Source organism: Rufibacter aurantiacus (assembly GCF_017916345.1).
Lineage (GTDB): Bacteria > Bacteroidota > Bacteroidia > Cytophagales > Hymenobacteraceae > Nibribacter > Nibribacter roseolus.
In genome coordinates, this window is the sequence record NZ_JAFMSV010000002.1 from 465,268 (window position 1) to 488,539 (window position 23,272).

22 protein-coding genes are annotated in these 23,272 nt (G+C 53.1%); 13 read left to right on the forward strand and 9 right to left on the reverse strand.

Going from position 1 to position 23,272, the window contains the following annotated elements:
• Positions 1-107: 107 nt before the first annotated feature.
• Complete coding sequence (locus J3P34_RS07395; RefSeq protein WP_210487548.1) at positions 108-1,775, forward strand: S8 family peptidase; 1,668 nt, start codon at positions 108-110, stop codon at positions 1,773-1,775.
• A 409-nt stretch (positions 1,776-2,184) separates the two neighbouring features.
• Positions 2,185-2,481: a hypothetical protein gene (locus J3P34_RS07400; RefSeq protein WP_210463696.1), complete on the forward strand. Its 297-nt coding sequence runs from the start codon at positions 2,185-2,187 to the stop codon at positions 2,479-2,481.
• Positions 2,482-2,655: 174 nt separating this feature from the next.
• Here J3P34_RS07400 and surE read toward each other — a convergent pair whose 3' ends face one another.
• A complete protein-coding gene (gene surE / locus J3P34_RS07405; protein WP_210487549.1) occupies positions 2,656-3,489 on the reverse strand; it encodes a 5'/3'-nucleotidase SurE in 834 nt (277 codons plus the stop codon).
• 131 nt (positions 3,490-3,620) lie between these two features.
• Between surE and J3P34_RS07410 the strand changes: the two genes are divergently transcribed.
• Entirely contained in the window at positions 3,621-4,343 is a 723-nt protein-coding gene (locus J3P34_RS07410) for a hypothetical protein (RefSeq protein ID WP_210487550.1), read from the forward strand.
• A gap of 145 nt (positions 4,344-4,488) precedes the next feature.
• Here the strand turns inward: J3P34_RS07410 and J3P34_RS07415 are convergent, their stop codons facing one another.
• The gene (locus J3P34_RS07415) at positions 4,489-5,304 is read right to left on the reverse strand and encodes a pentapeptide repeat-containing protein (RefSeq protein WP_210487551.1); all 816 of its coding nucleotides are present in this window, start codon (positions 5,302-5,304) and stop codon (positions 4,489-4,491) included.
• Between the two features lie 189 nt (positions 5,305-5,493).
• Between J3P34_RS07415 and J3P34_RS07420 the strand changes: the two genes are divergently transcribed.
• The 7 genes from J3P34_RS07420 (at position 5,494) to J3P34_RS07450 (ending at position 12,413) form a co-directional block, all read left to right on the forward strand.
• Complete coding sequence (locus J3P34_RS07420; RefSeq protein WP_210487552.1) at positions 5,494-5,934, forward strand: DoxX family protein; 441 nt, start codon at positions 5,494-5,496, stop codon at positions 5,932-5,934.
• A gap of 106 nt (positions 5,935-6,040) precedes the next feature.
• A complete protein-coding gene (locus J3P34_RS07425) occupies positions 6,041-6,472 on the forward strand; it encodes a hypothetical protein (protein ID WP_210487553.1) in 432 nt (143 codons plus the stop codon).
• 136 nt (positions 6,473-6,608) lie between these two features.
• On the forward strand, positions 6,609-8,360 hold the full coding sequence (locus J3P34_RS07430) for a M14 family metallopeptidase (RefSeq protein ID WP_210487556.1): 1,752 nt from the start codon (positions 6,609-6,611) through the stop codon (positions 8,358-8,360).
• Between the two features lie 452 nt (positions 8,361-8,812).
• Positions 8,813-9,178 (forward strand): BlaI/MecI/CopY family transcriptional regulator, encoded by a 366-nt coding sequence (locus J3P34_RS07435; RefSeq protein WP_210463689.1) that lies wholly within the window; start codon positions 8,813-8,815, stop codon positions 9,176-9,178.
• A 1-nt stretch (position 9,179) separates the two neighbouring features.
• Complete coding sequence (locus J3P34_RS07440; RefSeq protein WP_210487558.1) at positions 9,180-10,565, forward strand: M56 family metallopeptidase; 1,386 nt, start codon at positions 9,180-9,182, stop codon at positions 10,563-10,565.
• Between the two features lie 172 nt (positions 10,566-10,737).
• Positions 10,738-11,640, forward strand: coding sequence for an ABC transporter ATP-binding protein (locus J3P34_RS07445; protein ID WP_210487560.1), 903 nt, complete (start codon positions 10,738-10,740; stop codon positions 11,638-11,640).
• Positions 11,637-12,413: an ABC transporter permease gene (locus tag J3P34_RS07450; RefSeq protein WP_210487562.1), complete on the forward strand. Its 777-nt coding sequence runs from the start codon at positions 11,637-11,639 to the stop codon at positions 12,411-12,413. The genes J3P34_RS07445 and J3P34_RS07450 overlap by 4 nt, the downstream gene beginning before the upstream one ends.
• A 112-nt stretch (positions 12,414-12,525) precedes the next feature.
• Here J3P34_RS07450 and J3P34_RS07455 read toward each other — a convergent pair whose 3' ends face one another.
• The 7 genes from J3P34_RS07455 to J3P34_RS07485 form a co-directional block, all read right to left on the reverse strand.
• A complete protein-coding gene (locus J3P34_RS07455; protein WP_210487564.1) occupies positions 12,526-13,230 on the reverse strand; it encodes a hypothetical protein in 705 nt (234 codons plus the stop codon).
• Between the two features lie 276 nt (positions 13,231-13,506).
• Positions 13,507-14,709 carry a bifunctional 3,4-dihydroxy-2-butanone-4-phosphate synthase/GTP cyclohydrolase II gene (locus tag J3P34_RS07460; RefSeq protein WP_210487566.1) on the reverse strand — a complete coding sequence of 401 codons (1,203 nt, stop codon included), beginning with the start codon at positions 14,707-14,709 and terminating at the stop codon, positions 13,507-13,509.
• A gap of 370 nt (positions 14,710-15,079) precedes the next feature.
• Positions 15,080-16,108 carry a potassium channel family protein gene (locus tag J3P34_RS07465; RefSeq protein WP_210487568.1) on the reverse strand — a complete coding sequence of 343 codons (1,029 nt, stop codon included), beginning with the start codon at positions 16,106-16,108 and terminating at the stop codon, positions 15,080-15,082.
• Positions 16,105-18,099, reverse strand: coding sequence for a DNA primase (gene dnaG, locus J3P34_RS07470; RefSeq protein ID WP_210487570.1), 1,995 nt, complete (start codon positions 18,097-18,099; stop codon positions 16,105-16,107). Before dnaG ends, J3P34_RS07465 begins: the two co-directional genes overlap by 4 nt.
• A gap of 210 nt (positions 18,100-18,309) precedes the next feature.
• A complete protein-coding gene (locus tag J3P34_RS07475) occupies positions 18,310-18,852 on the reverse strand; it encodes an META domain-containing protein (protein ID WP_210487572.1) in 543 nt (180 codons plus the stop codon).
• A 69-nt stretch (positions 18,853-18,921) separates the two neighbouring features.
• Complete coding sequence (locus tag J3P34_RS07480) at positions 18,922-19,392, reverse strand: hypothetical protein (RefSeq protein ID WP_210487574.1); 471 nt, start codon at positions 19,390-19,392, stop codon at positions 18,922-18,924.
• A gap of 100 nt (positions 19,393-19,492) precedes the next feature.
• On the reverse strand, positions 19,493-20,023 hold the full coding sequence (locus tag J3P34_RS07485; protein WP_210487576.1) for an META domain-containing protein: 531 nt from the start codon (positions 20,021-20,023) through the stop codon (positions 19,493-19,495).
• A 207-nt stretch (positions 20,024-20,230) separates the two neighbouring features.
• On the opposite strand from J3P34_RS07485, the gene J3P34_RS07490 reads away from it, so the two are divergent.
• From J3P34_RS07490 to fahA, 3 genes are all read left to right on the forward strand, one after another.
• Complete coding sequence (locus J3P34_RS07490; protein ID WP_210463678.1) at positions 20,231-21,334, forward strand: Mrp/NBP35 family ATP-binding protein; 1,104 nt, start codon at positions 20,231-20,233, stop codon at positions 21,332-21,334.
• A gap of 4 nt (positions 21,335-21,338) precedes the next feature.
• Positions 21,339-21,608, forward strand: coding sequence for a NifU family protein (locus tag J3P34_RS07495; RefSeq protein WP_210463677.1), 270 nt, complete (start codon positions 21,339-21,341; stop codon positions 21,606-21,608).
• Positions 21,609-21,780: 172 nt separating this feature from the next.
• Positions 21,781-23,058, forward strand: coding sequence for a fumarylacetoacetase (gene fahA / locus J3P34_RS07500; RefSeq protein ID WP_210487578.1), 1,278 nt, complete (start codon positions 21,781-21,783; stop codon positions 23,056-23,058).
• The last annotated feature ends 214 nt before the right edge of the window (positions 23,059-23,272 follow it).

The window sequence follows — 23,272 nt, forward strand, 5'->3', positions numbered from 1 at the left end:
AGGCTGGTTACCCGAAATAGTCTTACCTTTTCAAAAAAGAACACTTCATTTACGGCAAAACCTGGCGGCGGGCACACGCATGGAATGGTTTTTGCCGTTGTGCTGCTATGAAAATTCCGAATAAGAATATACTAAGAACCTCGGCCAGCCTGCTTTTGGCTGGCTTTACTGTGTTCCCGGCGCTGGCCCAGGATGATCCGGTTTCCTCCGTCTCGGAACTTGACCAGGCCTACGTGAACTGGCACAACCTGGACCCCACGCAGGACAAAATCCAGGGCACGGGCGTGAACAGGGCCTACAAAGAACTGCTGAACAACAAGAAGCCGAAGAAGACCATTGTAGTGGCGGTCATTGACTCCGGCATTGACATACTCCACGAAGACCTGAAAGGCCGCATCTGGACGAACAAGAAAGAAGTGGCCGGCAACGGCCAGGACGATGACCAGAACGGCTACGTAGATGACGTGAACGGTTGGGGTTTCCTGGGCAATGCCAAAGGCGAGAACATCCGCTATGAGACTTATGAGTACGTGCGCCAGTTGCGCCGCCTGGCGCCTACCTATGAGAAGGTAAACTCCATCTCTGAGGTGCCGCTGGCCCAACAGCCCGAGTACAAGCTCTACCAGCAAAGCAAACAGCTCTACGATAAGGAACTGGCCAAATACCAGCAGACCCGGCAGACTTTGGCGGCTTTTGAGAAGGTCCTCATCCAGGTGCAGAATGTGCTGGCCAATCACCTCCAAACAAAGGAATACACCCTACAGGACGTACAGCGCATCTCTTCTCCGGACCAGAACGTGATGAATGCCAAAAACTGGCTTTTGAGCAAATACAGCCAGGGCCTCACAGTAGAGGCTTTCCTCAAGTACAAAGAGCACACCGACACCTACCTTGACAAGCACCTGAACCTGGCCTTCAACCCGCGCACCATCATCAATGACAACCCACAATCCATCACGGATAACAAGTACGGGAACAACGATGTGGTGGGCCCGCGCCCAACCCACGGCACCCCGGTGTCTGGCCTCATTGCCGGGCTGCGCGGAAACAACCTGGGCATTGACGGCATTGCCGAGGATGTGCAGATAATGGCTTTGCGGGCCGTGCCAGAAGGTGACGAGCGCGACAAAGACATTGCGTTGGCTATCAGGTACGCCGTAGACAACGGAGCCAACATCATCAACATGAGTTTCGGGAAGATTATGTCGCCGGAGAAATCGTTTGTGGACGAGGCCGTGAGGTACGCCGAGTCCAAGAACGTGCTGCTGGTGCACGCCGCCGGCAACGAGGCCACTGACAACGACAAAGTCACCCACTACCCCACTCGCGTATTGAATGACGGTTCCCAGATCAAGACCTGGATTGAGGTAGGCGCCTCTTCGCGGATGCTGGGCAAAGACTTTGTGGGCGTGTTCTCCAACTACGGCAAGCAGACGGTAGACCTTTTCGCGCCCGGCGTGGACATTGTCTCCCTGGCCCCGGAAAACAAATACGGCAAAATGGACGGCACCAGCTTCTCCAGCCCTATTGTGAGCGGCGTGGCCGCGCTGGTATGGTCTTACTACCCAGAACTCACGGCGGCGGAATTGAAAGATGTCATCCTGAAATCGGCGACGGTGTACCCCAAGGAAACCGCGCTGTACCCTAACCTGGAAGGCGAAGCCCGTAAGAAAGCCCGTTTCGCGGACCTTTCCCGCACCGGTGGCTTGGTGAATGCCTACAATGCACTGATGCTCGCAGAGAAAACGGTAAACCAGAAAGCTCCCAAAAGCTAAGCCTCAGTCTGGAAAGCAATAATCAAACAGAACGGCCTCTGATCTCGGGATCAGAGGCCGTTCTGTTTTTATGCCGTTTTCCCAAAATCAGGGCAGAAACAAGGCTGAGGTAAAAACTTCCTTTCATTGTTAGCCGGAAGCAGAAAAGTAATCTCAACTAATCCTTGAAAAGTCCAGTTAAACTTTATCTATCTCTTTAAATGATAAAACACCTTTTATCCAATCACTTACCATTAAAAAGCTGCTCATTTCGCAGCCTTTAGTATTTTAAACTTTCTTAACAATGGTACATTTATACTCTCGGGCAGAATTGCCTAAAAAGATGCAGGGGCTGGCTATCAAGAGAACTAAAGAAAGTCTATCTTTGTCTTACGCTCTACTAAACCCTCTTATTTAATACTATTATTGCATGAAACGTTTACTCAAAAAAGCCATTAAACCCTTTCTGCCTTCTTACGAGGTGGTGACCACTACCTACCAGGTGATCCCGGGTTTGCCTATCACCAAGAAGCTGTCTACCCACTCTTTTGAGAAAGGTGAATCTAAAGAGGCAAAAGAATTCTACGGCAAAGTGGTTTCTTCTGATTTCACCAAAAAGCTGGCACCAGTGGAAGTGCAACTGCGCGTAGCAGGCATCACCATCAAGAAAGCCCAGTACGGCCCTATTGAGAAATTCAACAAAAAGAAAATCGCGCAGCAGGCGTAGTTTCTGCAGAATACATATTTCTTGAAAAGCCTTTCTGCCATTAATAGAAAGGCTTTTTTGTGCTCCTCCGGCTGTCACCACTTATTAGATGGATGCAGAAGAGGCCGTAAAAAAACAAGCCCGGAAACGTCAGACGTTTTCGGGCTTGTTTTTTTAAAATACGCTTGAAACGGATTAGCCTTCGGCGCGGCCGCTTTCCAGGGTTTTGGAGCTAACCGCAGGCTCGGCCTCGGGGTTCAGGTTCCATTCATTGTTGAGCACCGTAATAGCGTAGTTGGAGGTCATATCAAACTGGCAGGGCACCACAGAAACATAGTTCTGGGCAAGGGCGGCCTCATCAGTGTCTTCGCCTTTGTCATGGTTCACGAAATTGCCCGTGAGCCAGAAGTAGACGCGACCATGCGGGTCTTTGCGCTCGTCAAACTCTTCTTCCCATTTGGCGCGGGCCTGGCGGCAAACCTTGATGCCCGCAATGGGCTTCGCCGATTTCTTGGGGAAGTTCACGTTCAGGGCCACGCCAGCCGGGATTCCGTTCTCCAGCGCCTGCCGGGTAATGAGCTCCACGTATTCCTCGGTATGCGAAAAGTCAATGTCATGGCCGTAGTCGCAGAGCGAGAAGCCAATGGCGGGCAGCCCCTCAATGGCTGCCTCAATGGCCGCCGACATGGTACCCGAGTACAGCACGCTGATGCTGGAGTTGGAGCCGTGGTTGATACCGCTCACCACCAGGTCTGGCTTGCGGTTCTTGAGCACGTGGTGCTTGGCCAGCTTCACGCAATCGGCAGGGGTGCCGGAGCACTCGTAAGATTCCACCTCATCAAAAGCCAGCGATTTATCCAATCTTAGGGTGTTACCGATGGTAATGGCGTGCCCCATGCCACTCTGCGGCCCATCTGGTGCCACAACCACTACCTCTCCTATCTTCTGCATCACCTTTACCAGCGTATGAATACCGGGCGCGGTGATTCCGTCATCGTTAGAAACTAAAATTAAGGGCTTCTTCTCCATAGTCAGTTCATAGTTTGGAGCCAAATTAGTCTGTATACGCACCACAGGCAAATTGAAATAGCGCAATTGGTGCAAACGCTTGCGTTCTGCGGGAAGAAACGTTAATTATGTTGTACGAAACATGAATGGCTATGAAAAAGACAATCCTATTGTTCGGGACGCTGTTGGCGCTGGCGTCCTGCAAGCAAGATGCCTCCAACGCGCAAGACAATAATGAGACGCAGTTAGAAGAAGCCGCCGGCGATGTATCTGCTGAGGCGGGTGAAGCTGCAACCCAGAGCCCCGACGGTGCCACTCCTGCCCCCGCTGCCTCTGAGCCAATGACTGAGGAACCGCTGCCCGGCGCACCTTCCACGGCCTCTACCCCGCCCTCGGCTGCCAATCCGCTCTTCAACCTTACCCTGCAAAGCGGCCAGGCCGGTCGGGTGAAGATTGGGATGTCTATAGATGAATTGAAAAAAGTCTACGGTGAGACCAAGCTCCGGTCCATTGAACACTCCATAGAGGGCAATACCACGGCGGCCTACGAGGTACTGGGCGAGCGCCACCGCCCAGATCTGCGCGTGGAACAGGAATGCGCCGGCACGGCCTGCAAGGTATCCCGCATCACGGTCCTGAACCCCGCCTTCAAGAGCCAGAGCGGCGTGGGTATTGGCAGTACGTTCAGAGACGTGAAAGAGAACTTCAAGATTACCAGCGTGGCGCCCGGCGAGATCGGCTTTGTGGCCATCTCAGAGGATGCCAAAATCAGTTTCGTGCTGGACATGCGGGGCATCCCGTCGCAGCGGTGGGCCAAACTGAAAGTGAACGATGTGCCTAACTCCACGCTTGTTTCCGGGGTTATGCTTTACTAAGGTTACTCCTGAACAAAGGCAAAAGCCTGTCAAAGAGAAGGGCCTGCACCACTGCAGGCCCTTCTCTTTGACAGGCTTTTCTTATGGCTGTTTTAAGGCCGGTTTTCTAAAAAGAGGCTTAAAACGGACTTCAAGTGCCGACAGGTTACTTGATTCTTTCCTGCAGCGCCGCGGCACTGAAAGACTTCTGGTTCAAGGAGGCGTACTTCAGGTCCTGACCACCTTTGAAGGAGGCGCCTTTCCACTGCATAGGATCAGAGAGTTTGGCGTATTTGAAGTTGGCCAAACTGTTGAACACCGCGTTCTGGAAGTCGCCGCCCTGCGGGAAAGAGGCGTATTTGAAATCGGCCTCTTCATTGAAGGAGGCGCCTTTGAAGTCTGTCTTAGCCGGAAAATTCACGTATTTGAAGTTGGCTACCTCGTTGAAACGGGCTTTGGCGAAGTCTATTTTCCCGTTGAATTTGCTGTACTTGAAGAGCGCCTCTTGTTGGAACGTGCTGCCGGCAAAAGAAGCATCGGCATTGAAAACCGAGTACTTGAAGGCGCTGCGTTTCTCAAAGGTGCATTTCTCAAAGCGCACGTCTTTTTCAAAGTTGGTGTTGTAGACCTCTTCTTTCCCGTTCTGCAGGTTTACTTTCAGACCATCACCGTCTATGCTGTTGGGGTTATAGTAGGCCAGCACATTACCTTGGAAGGTGCAGTTGGTAAAGGAAACCGGGGCGGTCACCGTGCTATTGTATACCTTGCTGTCATGTTTGCCTCCGCTCTCATTTTTCTTCAGGGTTTTGTTCTGCAGTTGGGTCAGGTCAAGGTCGCCGGTGATGGTGGCATTCTGGTAAGAAACAGCCTCGCCGCGGTTGATTTTGGCTATAATCTCAGAAGCAGGAACAGACGTCTGGGCCCAGGCCAGGGCCGGTAGTAAGAGAAACAGTAACAGCAGGTGGGTTAATCTTTTAGTCATGGCGGTAAAAGTTAAATGTTGGTTTTGACACATGAGGTTGACCAAAGGCGGCTGCGCGACAGGAACCTTTCTACTCTACAGACAGCTGAATTGCCTGGGGGTTGCACCCGCCGGGCTAACTTTCGCTGTTTTTCCTTTTCTTTCGTAAAACCGATTCAAAAACTGATACCCCCTAATCTGTTTTTAACCATGGCTCCTTTGCGCAATTATTATCCTTACCAACACGCGGGTCTTTTGCTGCTCCGCATCGGCATCGGGTTTATGTTTATTCTGCACGGCTGGCCCAAGATCACGGGTGGCAAGGAAATGTGGGCCATGGTAGGTGCGGCCATGGCCAATGTTGGCATCACCTCGGGCGCCACTTTCTTCGGGTTCATGGCGGCTTTCGCCGAGACCGTGGGCGGGTTGTTCCTCATGCTGGGTCTGCTTTTCCGGCCCATCTTAGTGCTGCTGTTCATTACCATGGTCATGGCTTCCATCCACCATTTTACCGCCGGCGAGGGCATCAACGGGGCCTCGCACGCGCTGGAGATGGCAATTCTTTTCTTAAGCCTCTTTTTCATAGGTCCGGGCCGCTACAGCCTGGATGAGAAAATACTGGGCAACGCCTCCAAAAACCGGCTGTACTAAAAAGTACATGGACTTTGGTCGATTTTCTGTTTCGGGCGCGGTTTTGGGGAAATGGGCTTTAAACAACTAGTCTGAACTATCTGGTAGTTGGCTGTAAAAGGAAACTATGAAATTAAAGTATCTGTGGATTTCAGGATTGCTAATATCATGTAGTGAGCCTCGTGTGCTAAAAGAAGCTAACTGGAACGGCAACAGAATCACCTGGGAAGTTCTGGACGGAGGTGCCACTTCTTCCTACAGGTGGCTTATTAATTTCTCTGAAGAAGATAAAAACAGTAAAGATTTGATTTTTGAATCATATTCATCCCCTTACATAGAGGATATAGAGGTTTATGAGGATAAGCTCCTCATCCTTTGCCCGGATTTCAGGAATAAGGTTAACGATACTATCACCATCAATCTTAAGGAAGTAGATAAGTACAAAGGCGAGCCTGTTATCTATGAGCTGAATGTTTTAAAAAATAGCAATGGAGATTATAAAGAGCCAACTTTCGTGAAAGAAGACAGAGCGTATGCTCTAGCAAACGGCCTTAAATAAAGATGACTTCGGCAAACTGCAGCTTGGGTTAGAAATGAAGCGCAACTCCTTACGAAGCTCACAATCTGGGGGCTCCTTTCCTTTTCTCCCTCAGAATGGCTAACATTACCGCTTCATTTACCTCGCGTTAACCCACATGCTCTTAACCCTGTTTGCTACCCTTAGCACCCTGCTGTCCCCGGCGCCGGCACCCGACTGGCGCACCCCTTTTGAGAAAAGCAACCGCAACCAGACCGCCACTTACCAGGAGTGCATTGATTATTACAATCGCCTGGACCAGGCTTATCCCGAGATCAAGATGACGCCCGTAGGCATGACTGATGTAGGCAAGCCCCTGCACACCGTAGTCATCTCCACCGACAGCGACTTTGATCCGCAATCCATCCACCGCAAAGGCAAGACGGTGTTGCTGTTGCAGAACGGCATCCACCCGGGTGAGCCTGAGGGCATTGATGCCACCATGATGCTGGCCCGCGACCTGGTGCAGAACAAGAAACTGCGCGCCCAGCTGGACAACACGGTGTTGGTGATCATCCCCATTTACAACGTGGGCGGCGCCCTGAACCGCAACAGCCATTCCCGCACAAACCAGAACGGACCCGAGAGCTACGGTTTCCGGGGTAATTCCCGCAACCTGGACCTGAACCGAGATTTCATCAAGGAAGACTCCAAAAACGCTAGGACCTTCGCCACCATTTTCCGGACCTGGGACCCCGAGGTGTTCGTGGACAACCATACCAGCAACGGCGCCGATTACCAGTACACCATGACGCTCATCCCCACGCAGCACAACAAACTGGGCGGCGCTTTGGGCACGCTTTTGAAAAAACAGATGCTGCCGGCGCTCTACAAAGGCATGGAGAAACGCAAGTGGCCATTGGTGCCCTACGTGAACTCGCGCGGCGAGACCCCCGAGACCGGCATCTTTGGCTTCGCCGATCTGCCCCGCTACGCCAGCGGCTACACTACCCTTTTCCAGACGCTGGGCTTCATCCCCGAGACCCACATGCTCAAGGCATTTGACAAGCGCGTGGCCTCTACCTATGACCTCATGTTGGAGTTCCTGGATTACGTGGCCAAAAACGGAAAAGCCATCCAAACCGCCCGCTTGCAGGACCGCGCAGCTTTGCTCACCCAACAGCAGTTTGTCTTGAACTGGGAACCAGATACCACGCAGGTAGAGACCATCAACTTCAAAGGCTACGAAGCCAAATACAAAGCCAGCGAGGTCTCCGGCCTGGAGCGCCTGTACTATGACCGCAAAGCGCCGTTCACCCGACCGGTGAAGTTCTTTGACACGTTCAAGCCCACCCTTACCGTCTCCAAACCCGTGGCCTACATCATTCCGCAGGCCTGGACCGAGGTCATTGAGCGCTTGCAGCAAAACCAGGTGGAACTCAAGCGCCTGAGCAAAGACACCGTCCTCACCCCCGAGACCTACTACATCACCGACTACAAAACCGGGCAGCGTCCCTACGAAGGCCACTACCTGCACACAGATGTGCAGGTGCGTAAAACCCAGCAGCCCATCCAGTACTTCGCCGGTGACTACGTGGTGTACCTGAACCAGGTGAGCAACCGTTTCCTGGTGGAGACCCTGGAGCCCCAAGCTCCGGACTCCTACTTCGCCTGGAACTTCTTTGACTCCATGCTGGGGCAAAAGGAACATTTCTCGGCCTACGTGTTTGAGGATCTGGCCGCCGAATACCTCCGGAAAGACCCTAAACTGAAAGCCGCCCTGGAGGAAGCCAAAGCCAAAGACCCGTCGCTGGCCAAAAGCGCCCAGGCCCAACTTAACTTCGTGTATCGCAACACCCCGCACTACGAGAACACCCACATGCGCTACCCGGTTGCCCGCTGGACAGGCGGGGCATTGCCGGTGCAATAGCTCATTGTTTTTAAACCGATTTTTATAAAAGAGCCCTAAAACCCTGAATGGTTTTAGGGCTCTTTCTTTTGCTATTACTTCTTCCCCTTCTGTCATCCCGGAAGGATCTTGTATGCATGCTAGAATGGCCTTGGCTTTTTGCCATTACCGTTCCCCCTCAATCAAAGCCTTTCCCCCTTCTGTCACCTTGGAAAGATCTTGGTGGCGAACTAGAAAGACAAAGAACAGCCACTATTACCGTTCGCCCACAAGATCCTTTCAGGATGACAAATATGGGAGATGATTAAAGGTGGTGAATTCCAGGCTTTGGCTTACCTCTTACTTCAAATGAAAAAGCTTCTTTCCACCACAGAAAGGGGCTTTTTCATTTCCGCTGAAAAATATTTCTCCTTGAATGATACTTTATTACGAAAATTTCGTAGAATTACGAAACAGTCGTAAATAATGCAACTATGGAGAAACTGACACAACAGGAGGAGGATGCCATGCAGGTGATCTGGGAAACGGAGGGCGGATTTATCAAGGACTTCCTGGACAAACTTGCGGAGCCCAAACCGCCTTACACCACCCTAGCCTCTACGGTGAAGAACCTGGAGAAGAAAGGCTTTGTGCAGGCCGAGAAACTGGGCAACACCTACCGCTACGCGCCGCTCATCAAAGCCGAGGAATACAAGAAGAAGTTCATGAAGGGCTTCGTGGGCAACTACTTCCAGAACTCCTACAAAGAGCTGGTGGCCTTCTTCGTGAAGGAGAAACAGCTCAGCCCGCAGGAACTGAAAGAGATCATGGACATGATTGAAAACCAAAAGTCTGAATGATATGCCAGCACTTCTCCTATATCTTCTGCAAGTGAACGTGGGCCTGGCCTTGTTCTACGCCACTTACCGGCTGGTGCTTCGACAAACCACGTTCCACCATTTGAACCGCCTGTTCCTGTTGGCGGGCCTGGTGATGCCTCCTTTGCTCCCGCTGATTGACTTGACCCGGTTTTTCAAAAAGGAACAACAGATCTACCAGACCCTCCAGAGCTTCTCAAAAACCTGGCAAATGCCGCAAGCCCTAGCAGCGGAAACCCCTGGATTTGATTTCTGGCTTGTTCCGGTGGGGCTCTTCTGGTTGGGGGTGGGCGTGATGGCCGTGCGGCTGGTGGTGCAGATGGCGTCTCTGTATAACATCCACCGGAAATCTGGATATGGCATGTACGAGGGAATCCGTTACCGGCAGATTGAGGCTGAACTGGCGCCGTTTTCCTTCGGGAAGGCCATTTACTTCAATCCCGGTCAGCACCCGCCCAAAGACTGGCTACCCATTCTGGAGCATGAGCATACCCACGTCCGGCAGTGGCATACGCTGGATATCCTGCTCATGGAGCTCAGCACGCTTTTCAACTGGTTTAACCCCGTGGTGTGGCTCCTGCGCCAGGATCTGAAACAGAACCTGGAGTTCCTCACCGATCACCAGACCCTGCAAGCCGGCATTGACCGCAAACAATATCAGTTCTCGCTCCTGCAAACCACGGGTGCGGCCCCGCTTTCTTTTACCTCCTCTTTCAGTTATCCATCTTTAAAACACCGAATCATGATGATGAACAAAACCCCTTCTGGCAAAGCCCAGAAATTCCGGTTCGTGGCGGTTGTACCCTTGCTGCTCTCGGGGCTGCTCGCCTGCCATGGCATTGCGGGCTCCAGCGCCGAACTGGGAGAAATGCTTCCGCAGGAGCAAGTATCCATTGGCCAGGAACCGCAGGACCAGTATGGCACCTTTATGGAACGCAACCCCATGGTGAAGGACCTAAGGTGGAGCAATGAAACGGTCTTTGTGAACCTAAAATCGGGGAAAACAGAGCAGTACGCCAACACCCCTGAGGGGATTGCCGCCCTGGAGAAAAAATACGGCACCCTCCCTGCTCCACCACCACCACCTCCGGTACCGGCAGATCCGGCAGCGCCTCCCTTGGCCCCTGACGCGGCTCTAGCCCCGCCCCCTCCGCCACCGCCTTTCAACGTAGACGTCACGAAGGATTTCAGACAGCGCAACCCCAAGGTGCAAGGGTTGAGCATCAGCGACGAAAGCATTTACGTGGTAGACAAGTCTGGAGAAGTAGAGAGCTTTGACAACACCCCATCAGGAAGAGCCGCCTTTGAGAAAAAATACGGCAAACTACCGCCTCCTCCACCACCGGTCCAAACCAAAAAAGACAAGTAGCCGGTCACTTACCTGAACTCCTGTCTGTTTCAGCGGCAGTTTCAGGAAAACAGGTTTAAAACAGAAAGCCCACCTATAGCTGGTGGGCTTTCTGTTTTAAACACCCCCTCCTTCACGCAATTCTGACAAATCCTTCTAGCTTTGTGCATCAACCTTTTGAACCAAGACCGATTTGGCAGACATTTTAGATATTCAGGGACTGAGCAAGCGCTATGGCGCGGTGCAGGCCCTGGACCAATTATCCATTAAAGTACCCGAGGGCAGCATCTACGGATTGCTGGGCCCCAACGGCAGCGGAAAAACCACCACCCTGGGCATTGTGCTGGACGTGATCAATGCCAGTGCCGGGACTTACCAGTGGTTTGGGCAGCCTGCCTCTCAAAGCACCAAACGCCGCATAGGGGCCCTGCTGGAAACGCCCAATTTCTACCCTTATCTTACCGGCGAAGAAAACCTGCGCATCACCGCCGATGTGAAACGCGTGGACCACGCCCGCATTCCGGGGGTGCTGCAGACCGTAGGCCTGGCCCAACGCCGGGGAGACAGGTTCAAGGGCTACTCACTAGGCATGAAACAACGCCTGGCCATCGGGGCCGCGCTTTTGGGTGATCCCGAGGTGCTGGTGCTGGATGAACCCACGAACGGCCTGGATCCCGAGGGTATTGCCGAGGTGCGCCAACTGATCATTGACATCGCGGCGCAGGGCAAAACCATCATCCTCGCCAGTCACCTGCTGGACGAGGTGGAGAAAGTCTGTACCCACATGGCGGTGCTGCGCAGCGGCAAGCTCAAAGCCCAGGGGCCGGTTTCTTCTATCATGGCGGCCAATGACCTGGTGTTCATCAGCGGCGGTGCCCCGCTGGACCAATTGCTGCAGATAGCCCGCACCCTGCCCTTCGTGACCGATGCCCGCCCCGTAAACCAGCAACTGCAACTATCCCTTCAACCGGAGACCGACAGTTCTGAGCTGAACCGCGCCTTCTTCTCCCAGGGCATTGCGCTGGGCCAGTTGGTGGTGCGCAAGAAAAGCCTGGAAAGCCAGTTCCTGGAAATCATCAAAGCCGATTCTGTATGACCTCTCTTTTAAGAATAGAACTCCGTAAACTGCTGCCTTACTCCACCTTCTGGGTACTGTTGGTATTGCAGTGCTTTCTGCTTTTCGTCTTCTTCTATGCCCGCGGCAACGTGATGGTGAACGGGCAGATGGCCGGCGCCGAACTCTACCAGTTCCCCAAGCTGTGGATGCACCTGGCCTACGTGTCCAGTTTCCTCAACCTGATTCCCGGCATTCTCATCATCATCCTTGTCTCTGACGAGTACGCTTTCCGCACGTTGCGGCAACAGGTGATTGACGGTTTCTCGCGCGCCAACCTGGTGCAGGCCAAGTACAGCGTCATTCTTTTGCTCGCGGCCCTGATAGCGGTATATGTGGTCTTTTTGGGCCTAGGATTTGGGCTGTTCTACGGAAACAACACCGGAAACGAAACCTCAATGTTCACCAACGTGCAGGCTATTTTCTATTACCTGGTGCAACTGGTGGGTTACATGTCTTTGGCTATGTTCATAGCCTTTCTGGTAAGGAAAACTGGTCTGGCCATTATGCTGTTCATGGCTTATACGCTGGTGGTGGAGCGACTGATCCAGTGGAAAACCCCGGACGGGATAGATCAGTACTTTCCCATGAAATCTCTGGGGGCGCTTACGCCTAACCCCCACGCCGAGGTGGAGCAACTGATTCTTGGTGCTTCCGAGGTCCTCACCCCCATACAGGCTTTAATGCCAGTAGTCCTGTACGTAACGCTTTTCTGCTTCCTCTCCTACCAACTGCTCCGCTCCCGCGATCTGTAAAGCCGTTTCAGGCCTATTTTCAGGAAAACACCCATAAACAACAGAACGCCCCGCAAACCTAGGTTAGCGGGGCGTTCTGTTGTTTATGGGTGTTTATGTTTTACCAAAGCGCTTATTGGTCTACGGCAGTGGTTTTTACCTCGGGTTGGGAAATAGCTCCCAGGTAGCTCACAATCTTGGCCAGATCAGGCAGGCTGGTGTACTTGAGTTTGTTCTGCTTCACGTACTGCTTCATCTGGTTGTTTTTCTTGCCGTAGATCACTTCCAGGTCTTTCTTCACGTTGCGGAGCTCTTTCACCTTGCCGCTGGGCATCAGGATGAAAAAATTATCCAGGCGCTGGTCTACGTACATGGGGCCACCCATGGGGTACCTTCCGTATCCGCCGTAAGGATAATAGCCTCCTCTGTACATGGCGTCACGGCTCACATCACGGCGGGTCATGGTTTCACGCTTAAGCAGGCCATAGTTCCCAATCACGATCTGCTCAAAGAAAGCCGGCGCCAGAAAATCACTGTAGTCATTGCCCAGGTTCCAGCGTTGGGTTACAAACACCCGGCGGTAACGGCCGTCATTGTCCACGGCCTCAAACCCCCGCACTGCGATGGGTGAATACGCCACCACTGAGCCGTCTGGCTTGTTCACCCTGATCATGTCTTCTGATCGGTGATACGTTATTTTTCCGCTGATAGAATCCCCGTTGGCCAAATACACCCTGCCGGTTGGCCACTCATCCACCAAACCGGTGGATTGCGCCATCGCGTTGGCTGCCCACAGGAAAACTATTACCAAAAGCCCACACGCTTTTCTTACCATCATCTTCATTTCTTTATACTTCTCCAAATAAAATGATATACGCTTCTTTAAAAAATATACTTTGAAAAACTGAGAAGGTTGTCTTATTCCCAGTACTTTATAACGCAAATGCAGGTATTTTCTTGTATGGCTTAGATTGGGCACTAAGGCCTTAATTTGCTCTGGTTCTTCTGCTTGGCCCTGTGTTCAATTAAATATACTTAAAAAGGGAAACATTAGAAACCTTGTGTTCTTTAAAAGCAAAAAGGCGGAAGAAAATCCCCCGCCTTTTTGCTTCTTTTACTTTTTCAAGATTAAGTGACCCAGCTTATCCCGTTTGGTAGTGAGGTACCGCTGGTTATGTTCATTGGGTGCAATCTCAATGGGCACCTGCTCCACAATTTGCAGTCCGTAGCCTATGAGGCCGGTCCGTTTGCGGGGGTTGTTGGAGAGGAGCCGCATTTTGGTTACCCCTAGGTCCCGCAGGATCTGGGCGCCCACACCGTAGTCCCGCTCATCAGTCCCGAAGCCCAGTTGCAGGTTGGCCTCTACGGTATCCAGGCCTTGCTCTTGCAGCTTGTAGGCTTTTAGTTTGTTCAGGAGCCCGATGCCGCGGCCTTCCTGGTTCATGTACACAATCACACCTTTGCCTTCGCGCTCAATGATCTGCATGGCTTTGTGCAGCTGCGGACCGCAATCGCAGCGGCAAGACCCGAAGATATCGCCGGTGACGCAGGAAGAGTGCACCCGCACCAGGATAGGTTCGTCTTCTTCCCAGCTGCCTTTTACCAGGGCCAGGTGTTTGGCGTTGTTGCTGCGCTGGGTGTAGGCATACAGGTCAAAATCGCCCCAGTCAGTAGGCAGCTCCACGGCGATCTCGCGGTCAATCAGGCTTTCCTTCTGCAGGCGGTACTTGATGAGGTCTTTGATAGAGATCAGCTTGAGGTTGAAACGCTCGGCTACTTTTTCCAGATCGGGCATGCGGGCCATGGTACCGTCTTCGTTCATGATCTCCACCAGCACCCCCGCAGGCGACAGGCTGGCTAGTTTGGCCAGATCCACAGCTGCCTCGGTATGGCCGGCTCTCCTGATCACGCCTTCCTTGCGGGCGCGCAACGGGAATATATGCCCGGGTTTGCCCAGAGAGGCCGGATCGGTTTTGGGGTCGGCGAGCGCCAGGATAGTCTTGGCTCTGTCAGAGGCCGAGATACCCGTAGTACAGCCGTGGCCCAGCAAATCCACGGATACGGTGAAAGGGGTGGCGTGCAGGGCGGTGTTGCGGCCCACCATCAGTTCCAGGCCCAGTTCATCGCAGCGTTCCTCGGTGAGGGGGGCGCAGATGAGGCCGCGGCCGTGGGTAGCCATAAAGTTGACAATCTCGGGAGTTATTTTCTCCGCGGCGCAGATAAAGTCGCCTTCGTTCTCGCGGTCGTCATCATCTACCACAATCACTACTTTCCCGGCTTTTATATCTTCTATTGCGTCTTCTATTCTATCTAACATGGTGTTTTCTTCTACTATGCGGCAAGCGATAAAGTTCGGCTGCGCCCGCCTTCATGCGCGCAAAGATAGCGGATTTTGACGGGTTTGTGCGTTCATGCAGCGGCAAGGCACTAACGCTTGTTATACCTGCTATAGATGAAACAATTACGCGCGGAGTTTGGTGGCACAGAACCGGAAAATTCTACCGGAATCCGAACCCTCTCCGGAAGCAAAGGATAGATAAAAGGCTGAACCGGGAGAAAGTAAAAACAGGCAGAAGCAAATGGCTTTTTGGCATTCACCAAGCCAGATGGTTTTAGGGCAGATTTCTGTAAAACTGGCCCAAAACGGCTTTACCGTTATTGCTCAGAAATGACGCAAGAATGCAATGTTACCCGTTTTTGTAGAAGAGCCGGGTAAAGTTCTGGATCTGGGCATGGGAACCTAGTAAGATCAACACATCGCCGGCCTGGAGGCAGGTATCGGCATCGGGGCTTACCAGGAACTCGTTGCCGTTGCGGTTAAGCCCGATGAGGGTGGCGCCGGAGCGGTTGCGGATGTCCAGTTCCTGGATGGAAAGGCCGCGCAGGTCCTGGTGAAGCTGGTCAAGGTGCACTTCTTCCAGGTGCATTTTTTTTGTCCCGGTGCCGTTCAACAGGTCCAGAAAGTGGATGACCTCGGGTTGGGTGATGAGGCTGGCCATGTAGCTGCCGCCAATCTCGTCTGGCATGACCACGTAATCGGCCCCGGCCCTGATGAGTTTCTGCTGGGTGGTTTTCTCTGAGGCCCGGGCCACAATCTGCAGGTTTGGGTTCAGGCCCCGGGCGGTGAGCGCCACAAAGACGTTATCAGAATCGGTGGGCAGAGTGGAGATAAGCGCTTTGGCCTGCCGCACGCCCGCCCGCTCCAGCAACTCATCCTCGGTGGCGTTGCCGTTGAGAAAGTTCACCTTCTCCTCGCCCCGGCCATGGTGGCCTTTCAGGAGCTCGGGATCTTTCTCAACGACCACTATCTGCTCGCCGCAGGACAGAAGGTCGCGGGTGGCTTTGGAGCCATTCCGGCCGTAGCCGCAGACAATGACGTGGCCGGAGAAGCGCTTTATTTCCCGTTCATTCATATAGTTTTTCCAGAGGGCCTTTAGTTCGCCTTCAAACAGATACGTGGTGATTACTGATACCGTGTAGGCGATGATGCAGACGTTGAGCAGCAGGTAAAAGGCCGTGAACAGGCGTCCTTTTTCAGAGAGCGGCTGTACCTCCTGAAATCCCGTGGTAGTGACCGTAATCACCGTCATGTAGAAGGCCTCTCCCAGGGAGTAACCTTCCAGAAGGTGGTACACGCAGACACCCAACACCAGACTGGCCATGATCAGCCCGAAGGCCAACATGAACCGGTACAGTCTCAGGCGCCGCCAGTTCATCTGCTTACCACTATGCCTAATAAATCTGCTATCTGTTTCTCAAATTCCTTCAGGGCCTTGATGGTGCGCAGGGTCTTGTCCAGTTCCTGGGCATCGGTGAGGCGGGGCAGGCTGTCCATCTGTTCCTTGATCATGAGCTGCACGTTTCGCCACTTAAGCCGCAGCACTTCGCGCTCAGAGCCGTAGGAAACCAGGTCGCTCTCGTGCGGCACAATGATCTCGTGCACGGCCCAGCCTTTGCTCAGCTCGTACTTCTCGCTGAGCAGGTCCACCACCTCCGTGCGGATCTCTTTTTCCTCGTGCTGCATGAACTCAGAGGCGGTGGGCAGAAACCCTTGCTCCAGTTTGAGGCGGCACAGATCAAACAGCTTTTTATAAATAGGGGTCTTAAACTCAATGTCCTCCAGCTCGCCCAGCATGAACTGGCTCGCGGTAAGGCCCTCCTCCACTTCCTTGTCGGCGTAGTTGAGGATGAACCGGATGACTTCGCGCTCGCGGGTGCGGAGCAGGTCGTTCTGGCCGGTTTCCTGCTGGTCTTCCTCCTCGTACATGGCCGCCTCTGCGGCCGCGGCGGCCTCGGCTTCGGCGGCCATCTCCTCAAAGGAACCGGGTGCGTAGGAAGCCGGGGCGGAATTGTAAGACGAGGACTGCGATTGCTGGGCCCGGGAGTTCTTTTGCTCCGTTAAGGCGATTTTGTTGTACTCAGAGATAAGCACCTGCTCGTCTATCCCGAACAGAATGCTGCACTGCTTCAAAAACACCGAGCGCTTGATGGCATCTGGAATCTTGGCGATGGAAACCACCATTTCCCGGATGGCATCTGCTTTCTTGACCGGGTTGTCTTTGGCTTCCTGGGCGTAAAGCTCAGACTTGAAGGAGATAAAATCCTGGCTGTGTTTGGTCAGGTGCTCTTTGAAAGCAGTGTCACCCACCTTCCGGATGTAGGAATCGGGGTCATCGCCGTCTGGGAACAAGACCACGTTCACGTTCAGGCCGCCTTCCAGAATGAGGTCGATTCCTCGTAAAGAGGCTTTAATCCCCGCGGGGTCACCGTCATACAAAACGGTGATGTTCTTGGTGTACCGCCCGATGAGCTTGATCTGGTTCTCGGTCAGCGATGTTCCCGAGGAGGCCACTACGTTCTCAATACCGCCCTGATGCAGCGAGAGCACATCCAGGTAACCTTCCACCAGGTAACAGTTATCTTCCTGCCGGATGGCCTGTTTGGCCTGGTACATGCCGTAGAGCACATCAGACTTATGGTAGATGGGCGACTCCGGTGAGTTGACGTATTTGGGTGATTTCTTGTCGTTGGTCTTAAGCGTACGCGCGCCAAACCCGATGGTGCGGCCCGAGACGTTGTGGATGGGGAACATCACCCGCCCCCGGAAACGATCATACTGCTTGCCTTCCTCGTGTTTGACGATGGTGAGGCCGGTTTCCTCCAGGTATTTCAGTTGGTAGCCTTTTTCCAGGGCCGCCTTGGTGAAATCGTCCCAGGAGTCAAGGCTGTAGCCCAGCTCAAACTTCTGGATGGTAGCCGCCGAGAGGCCGCGCTGCTTGAAGTACGGCGCGCCTATGCTCTGCCCCTCGTCGTGCTTGTGGAGGGCGTTTACATAGTATTTTTTTGCAAAGTCAGACAGAATATAGAGGCTGTCTCGCTCGTTTTGGGCCTGTACTGCCGCCGGGCTCTGGTCTTCCTCAATGTCAATGCTATACTTCTTGGCCAGGTACTTGAGCGCCTCCACGTAGCTGGTGCCCTCAATGTCCATGATGAACTGCACCGAGTTACCGGCCTTTCCGCAACCGAAGCACTTGTAGATACCCTTGTTAGGCGCTACGCTGAAGGAGGGGGACTTTTCATGGTGGAAAGGGCAGCAAGCCCACATGTTCTGGCCCTTCTTCTTCAAACTCACAAAATCACCCACTACCTCCACAATGTCAGCTTGCAGGATGATCTGGTCAACAACTTCTTTCTTTATCAGGGCCATGGGTACTCAGGAAAATTAGGCGGTAGACAAAGATACAGATTTTGGGGTTGGTTTCAGATGGTAAGCACTTCCAGATTGAGGCTGAAGTAGACGATTTCAGCCAGGGATAATAAAAACGCCAACCTAAAAGGCTGGCGTTAGTCTACTTCTGTTTTAGTACTGGTTTTGGTAAAACAGCCCTAAACAGTCCTTCTATGAAAAAGCGTTTACTTATTGGGGGAGAGAGCAATACTCTGGGGACACGAAAAACAGGCGGGCGTTCTGGTACCGGGAGTGCAAAACCAACTGGTTCCCGTTATTGCTTAGGCGGGACAGGTTCACCTCTTCCAGCGCGCTCAGGTAGAGCTCTTCCAAGGCCATTTGCTCTGGGGTACCGCCTACCTTGGTGGTGCCCACTTGGCGTACCTCCAGCACTTGGTCCAGCGGATCATCTGAGGGCACAATGGGAGCACCCGTGATGTTGTACCGCCCGAAATACTGGTTCACCAGCATATCGCCGTTCAGATCATAGGCGAAGGGCTCGTTGGCCTGCTGGTAGGTTGAGACGTTGGTGAGATGTAACCGGATGTTCTGGCCTTCTACCCGGGTGACGCCGCCGCCTTCCTGCGGCAATTCTATGTACTGCAAAACATAGGAGCCAAAGAGATCCTTGTCTTCAGGAACCGGATCATCTTTCTTCCAACAGCCGGTGAGCAGAACCAGTAACAGAGACACCGTCAGCAAAGGGAAAAGTTTTTTCAGGGGAGTTTGCATAGTGGTTAGATTTAGGGAGATAGAATATAGAATATGGTGAAGTATAATTGATTCCTGGCCACTGATCCATTACTTCAACTCATTGATGGCGGCTTCTACCTGGTCCAGGTAAGGGTGCAGGTAATCGGGGACCTGGTACCTGGTTTTGTCTATGAAGTAAAACCGCCGTTGCCCGTCTTTGCTGATCTCCAGGTAAATGCCGCCCCCGTCTGCAGCATCGGGCATCCCAATGATGGTATCGTTTTCCAGAAGCAGCCGCGGCGGGAAACTGAAGGGCAAATCCCTTACCTTTTCATACAAGACCTCGCTCTTCCGCACGAAATTACCGTCATAAGGTCCATTCCTGTTAGGGTACTGGTCTCTGGTGTCTTCAAAGAGCTGACTGCCCTGTATTTTGAAGATCTCCACGCACTGCTCGCCGCCGCAAAAACCGTAAAAATGCCCGAACACCAGATAATCCGGCTCAAAGGGAGACTGGTCTTCTGGCTCGCAGCCCAGTAAGGTCATCAGTGCCAAACAGTAAAACAGTAACCGTTTCATAGATATCTGCTATAGGTTTTGACAGTTAATTGAAAGTGTAAAGAGGTATTTCACTTTGCCTCGTTTAAGCCATATTCTTTAAAAAGAAGCCCCAAACAGATTAATTGTTTTTCCCGCACGAGGAGGCTCCTCTTACAAACACCAGTTTCTGGTTTTTCCCAGATACCCAAAGCGTGAGTACGTCGTTCTTTACCTCAAACTTATCCACGTCCTGTAAGGTCTGGAGGTAGTAGGCTTCAAATTGCTTAATAGGAGGTACAGCCGCCACTTCAGTGTTTCCCAGGTTTACAAAGTCTATCTGGCCGGCCTGGTTATAAAGCGCTTCCTGTGATGCCTGATAATTCCCCTGGTAAGAATTTACGGGCAGCTCCCCGCTCACTTTGTAGCCCCACAACCGGTTAGACTCTGCGGGTTCCTCCTCTTTGGTGAAGACCAGGTCAGCGCACATGCTCAGGTCTGGAGCAGCGAAATTGTTGTAGGCCGCAGGCGCTACCTGTGACAGCATCCAGGAGCCTTGCAAAGAAAGGGCAGGATCTTCAGAAGCGTCAGAACAGCCCAAAACCAGGATGGTACTCAAAAGAACCAGGGCGGATCTTACTTGCCGGAAATGGGGTTTACCTAAACGCATCATAGGGGAGTTTATAAGATTTATTCTCAAACCCAGGATATGGCCTTTGTCTTCATGACCCCTCTCCGGCTTCAATGGTTGCACGGGCCTTTTCACAAATTCTCTTTTCGGCCTTACTTTTAGGAAACCGGCCTTAAAACGGCTTCTGGTAGCTTGTTAAACAGATAGTGTGTATCTTTGTATAAGCGATTTTTTAGCGCTGTAGAACCTATGGCAATTACCCAAGAAGACGTATTAAAAGCCCTCAGCTATGTAGAGGAACCAGACCTGGGCAAGGATCTGGTGACCCTGAACATGATTGAGGACGTGCAAATAAACGGTCTGGACGTGGCCTTCACCGTGATTCTGACTACCCCGGCTTGTCCGCTCAAAGACCTGATCCGCAACGCCTGCATCAGAGCCATCCACACCATGGTGGACAAGGATGCGAACGTGACGGTGAACATGACCTCCCGCGTGACCTCGGCGCGGCAAGACAACCAGGCTTTGCTCAAAGGCGTGAAGAACATCATTGCCGTGGCATCCGGTAAAGGTGGCGTAGGCAAGTCTACGGTGACCTCAAACCTGGCCGTGGCGTTGGCCCAATCAGGCGCTAAAGTTGGTCTGGTGGATGCCGATATCTCCGGTCCGTCGGTGCCTACCATGTTTGGGGTGGAAGATGCCCGTCCGGCGGTGTACCGCATGCCCGATGGCCGCAACCTTATTGAGCCTATTGAGAAGTACGGCATCAAGCTCATGTCCATCGGGTTTCTGGCCCCGGCCGAGAGCGCGGTGGTATGGCGCGGCCCAATGGCCAGCTCTGCCCTGAAGCAATTCATCACCGAGGTAGACTGGGGCGAACTGGATTATTTGCTCATTGACCTGCCTCCGGGAACCAGCGACATTCACCTGACGTTGGTACAGACAGTACCGGTAACGGGTGCCATCATTGTGACTACCCCACAGAAAGTAGCCATTGCCGATGCCGTGAAAGGTTTGCAGATGTTCCGGCAGCCGCAGATCAACGTGCCAATCCTTGGATTGGTGGAAAACATGGCGTACTTCACCCCGGCTGAGCTTCCAGAGAATAAATATTATATCTTTGGGCAAGGCGGCGGCCGCGACCTGGCAGAGCGCTACGGCGTTCCGTTCATAGGCGAGGTTCCGTTGGTGCAGAGCATCCGCGAGAGCGGTGACCAGGGCACGCCGCAGATCCTGCAGGAAGGCTCACCCGCCTCGCAGGCTTTTGAAGGCGTAGCGCAGGAAGTGGCCCGGCAGGTATCCGTGAGGAACGCCAGCCTGGGCAAAACCAAAGTAGTAGAAATTAAAGCGTAAGATAATGGCAGAGATCGCATTAAAAGAGATTTTAATCCAGCAGGTAGAGCTGGCCCTGGACTCCATTCGCCCGTACCTGAAAACAGACGGAGGCGATGTGAAAGTCCTGGACATCACGGAAGAACGGGTGGTGGTGCTGGAACTGATGGGTGCCTGCGGCTCCTGCCCTATGTCTGCCATGACCTTCAAGGGCGGCATTGAGCAAGCCATCATGCGCGCCGTGCCAGAGATCAAAGGCATCCAGGCCGTGAACCTCACCCCCATGGACGTTTAGGCAAACCGCTTTTACCAGATACAGGCCCGCCGGGTACAGATGTTTTTTGACGTCTGCACCCGGCGGGCTTTTTGTTTTGGGGCCATTTTGCGTAATCTTAGCCAAAAATTGAAAGCCTCTTCCCTTTTCTCGCAGACTTTTTATCTTTGCCTGACCACCGTTCCCTACCACCATGCTAACCGCCAACGACCCCTCGCTGCACTCCTGGATCCAGATTGCCCCTACGAGTGATTTCCAGATTCAGAACCTGCCTTTCGGGATTTTTGAGGCGCAGGACCGGGACCCTAGGGTAGGCGTGGCCATTGGCGAGTATGTACTGGACGTGTACGTGCTCACGCAGCACGGGCTTTTTGACATGCTGGACGTGGAAGACCCTACCGTGTTCCACCGGCCGTACCTCAATGACTTCATGGCGCTGGGCCGCACCATCTGGCGGCAGGTACGCGGCCGCATCTCAGAACTGCTCCGCAACGACAACCCCGAGATAAGGGACAACCGCGCCCTCATGGCCGAGTGCCTCCTGAAGCAGAAAGACGTGCAGATGCTCATGCCCGTGCGGGTGCCCAATTACACCGATTTCTACTCCAGCATGGAACACGCCACCAACGTGGGCTCCATGTTCCGAGACCCGGCCAACGCCCTGCTGCCCAACTGGAAACACCTGCCGGTAGGCTACCACGGCCGCGCCTCTTCCATCGTACCTTCCGGCGTGCCTATCAGAAGGCCCAAAGGCCAGACCAAACCTGCCGATGCTGAATTCCCGGTCTTTGGGCCCACCAAACAGCTGGATTTTGAGTTGGAGATAGCCTTTATCACCGGGCAACCCACCGAGTTAGGCACTTCCCTCACCACCTTAGAGGCGGAGGAATATATTTTCGGGCTGGTTTTGTTCAATGATTGGTCGGCCAGAGACATTCAGGCTTGGGAATATGTGCCGTTGGGGCCGTTCCTGGCCAAGAACTTCGCGTCCTCCATCTCTCCCTGGGTAGTAACCCTGGATGCGCTGGAGCCCTTTAGAGTAGCGGGACCGGTGCAGGAGCCCAGGGTACTGCCTTATCTGGAGTACAGCGGCCACAAGAACCTGGACATCAACCTGGAGGTAACCTTACAGGCACCCAACCTGCCAGAAGAAACCGTGATCTGCCGGTCAAACTACAAACACATGTACTGGAACATGAACCAGCAGCTGGCGCACCACACCATCAACGGCTGCAACCTGGAAGTAGGCGATCTATACGCCTCCGGTACCATCAGCGGTCCTACCCCAGACTCCTACGGCTCCATGCTGGAACTGACCTGGCGCGGCACACAGCCTCTCCACCTGCCCAATGGCTCAGAGCGCAAGTTCCTCCACGACGGCGACATCATCACCATGCGCGGCTACGCCGAGAAAAACGGCATCAGAGTAGGTTTTGGTGAAGTCCGCACCCAGATTCTACCAGCCATTTAGATGAGGCACCCTCCACCTGTCATCCTGAAAGGATCTTGTGAGCGAACGGCAATAAGGTATGTGCAGATGTAAAGTCAGAAACATCCAGGCATAAATCTTCATAAGCTCTGTTATGGCTGCTTGATGATCAACGCAATAAAGACCGCTTTTCTAATTCGCCCACAAGATCCTTCCAGGATGACAAAAAGGGAAGCAATCTCCACATCTTCAAATC

Bases quoted from the DNA above. Each gene is read 5' to 3' on its own strand.
- J3P34_RS07475 (WP_210487572.1), bottom strand. From the start codon at position 18,852: ATGCAAACTCCCCTGAAAAAACTTTTCCCTTTGCTGACGGTGTCTCTG.
- J3P34_RS07400 (WP_210463696.1), top strand. From the start codon at position 2,185: ATGAAACGTTTACTCAAAAAAGCCATTAAACCCTTTCTGCCTTCTTAC.
- J3P34_RS07425 (WP_210487553.1), top strand. From the start codon at position 6,041: ATGAAATTAAAGTATCTGTGGATTTCAGGATTGCTAATATCATGTAGT.
- J3P34_RS07420 (WP_210487552.1), top strand. From the start codon at position 5,494: ATGGCTCCTTTGCGCAATTATTATCCTTACCAACACGCGGGTCTTTTG.
- J3P34_RS07435 (WP_210463689.1), top strand. From the start codon at position 8,813: ATGGAGAAACTGACACAACAGGAGGAGGATGCCATGCAGGTGATCTGG.
- J3P34_RS07410 (WP_210487550.1), top strand. From the start codon at position 3,621: ATGAAAAAGACAATCCTATTGTTCGGGACGCTGTTGGCGCTGGCGTCC.
- J3P34_RS07440 (WP_210487558.1), top strand. From the start codon at position 9,180: ATGCCAGCACTTCTCCTATATCTTCTGCAAGTGAACGTGGGCCTGGCC.
- surE (WP_210487549.1), bottom strand. From the start codon at position 3,489: ATGGAGAAGAAGCCCTTAATTTTAGTTTCTAACGATGACGGAATCACC.
- J3P34_RS07395 (WP_210487548.1), top strand. From the start codon at position 108: ATGAAAATTCCGAATAAGAATATACTAAGAACCTCGGCCAGCCTGCTT.
- J3P34_RS07455 (WP_210487564.1), bottom strand. From the start codon at position 13,230: ATGATGGTAAGAAAAGCGTGTGGGCTTTTGGTAATAGTTTTCCTGTGG.
- J3P34_RS07460 (WP_210487566.1), bottom strand. From the start codon at position 14,709: ATGTTAGATAGAATAGAAGACGCAATAGAAGATATAAAAGCCGGGAAA.
- J3P34_RS07490 (WP_210463678.1), top strand. From the start codon at position 20,231: ATGGCAATTACCCAAGAAGACGTATTAAAAGCCCTCAGCTATGTAGAG.
- J3P34_RS07485 (WP_210487576.1), bottom strand. From the start codon at position 20,023: ATGATGCGTTTAGGTAAACCCCATTTCCGGCAAGTAAGATCCGCCCTG.
- J3P34_RS07495 (WP_210463677.1), top strand. From the start codon at position 21,339: ATGGCAGAGATCGCATTAAAAGAGATTTTAATCCAGCAGGTAGAGCTG.
- J3P34_RS07480 (WP_210487574.1), bottom strand. From the start codon at position 19,392: ATGAAACGGTTACTGTTTTACTGTTTGGCACTGATGACCTTACTGGGC.
- J3P34_RS07465 (WP_210487568.1), bottom strand. From the start codon at position 16,108: ATGAACTGGCGGCGCCTGAGACTGTACCGGTTCATGTTGGCCTTCGGG.
- dnaG (WP_210487570.1), bottom strand. From the start codon at position 18,099: ATGGCCCTGATAAAGAAAGAAGTTGTTGACCAGATCATCCTGCAAGCT.
- J3P34_RS07450 (WP_210487562.1), top strand. From the start codon at position 11,637: ATGACCTCTCTTTTAAGAATAGAACTCCGTAAACTGCTGCCTTACTCC.
- J3P34_RS07430 (WP_210487556.1), top strand. From the start codon at position 6,609: ATGCTCTTAACCCTGTTTGCTACCCTTAGCACCCTGCTGTCCCCGGCG.
- J3P34_RS07415 (WP_210487551.1), bottom strand. From the start codon at position 5,304: ATGACTAAAAGATTAACCCACCTGCTGTTACTGTTTCTCTTACTACCG.
- fahA (WP_210487578.1), top strand. From the start codon at position 21,781: ATGCTAACCGCCAACGACCCCTCGCTGCACTCCTGGATCCAGATTGCC.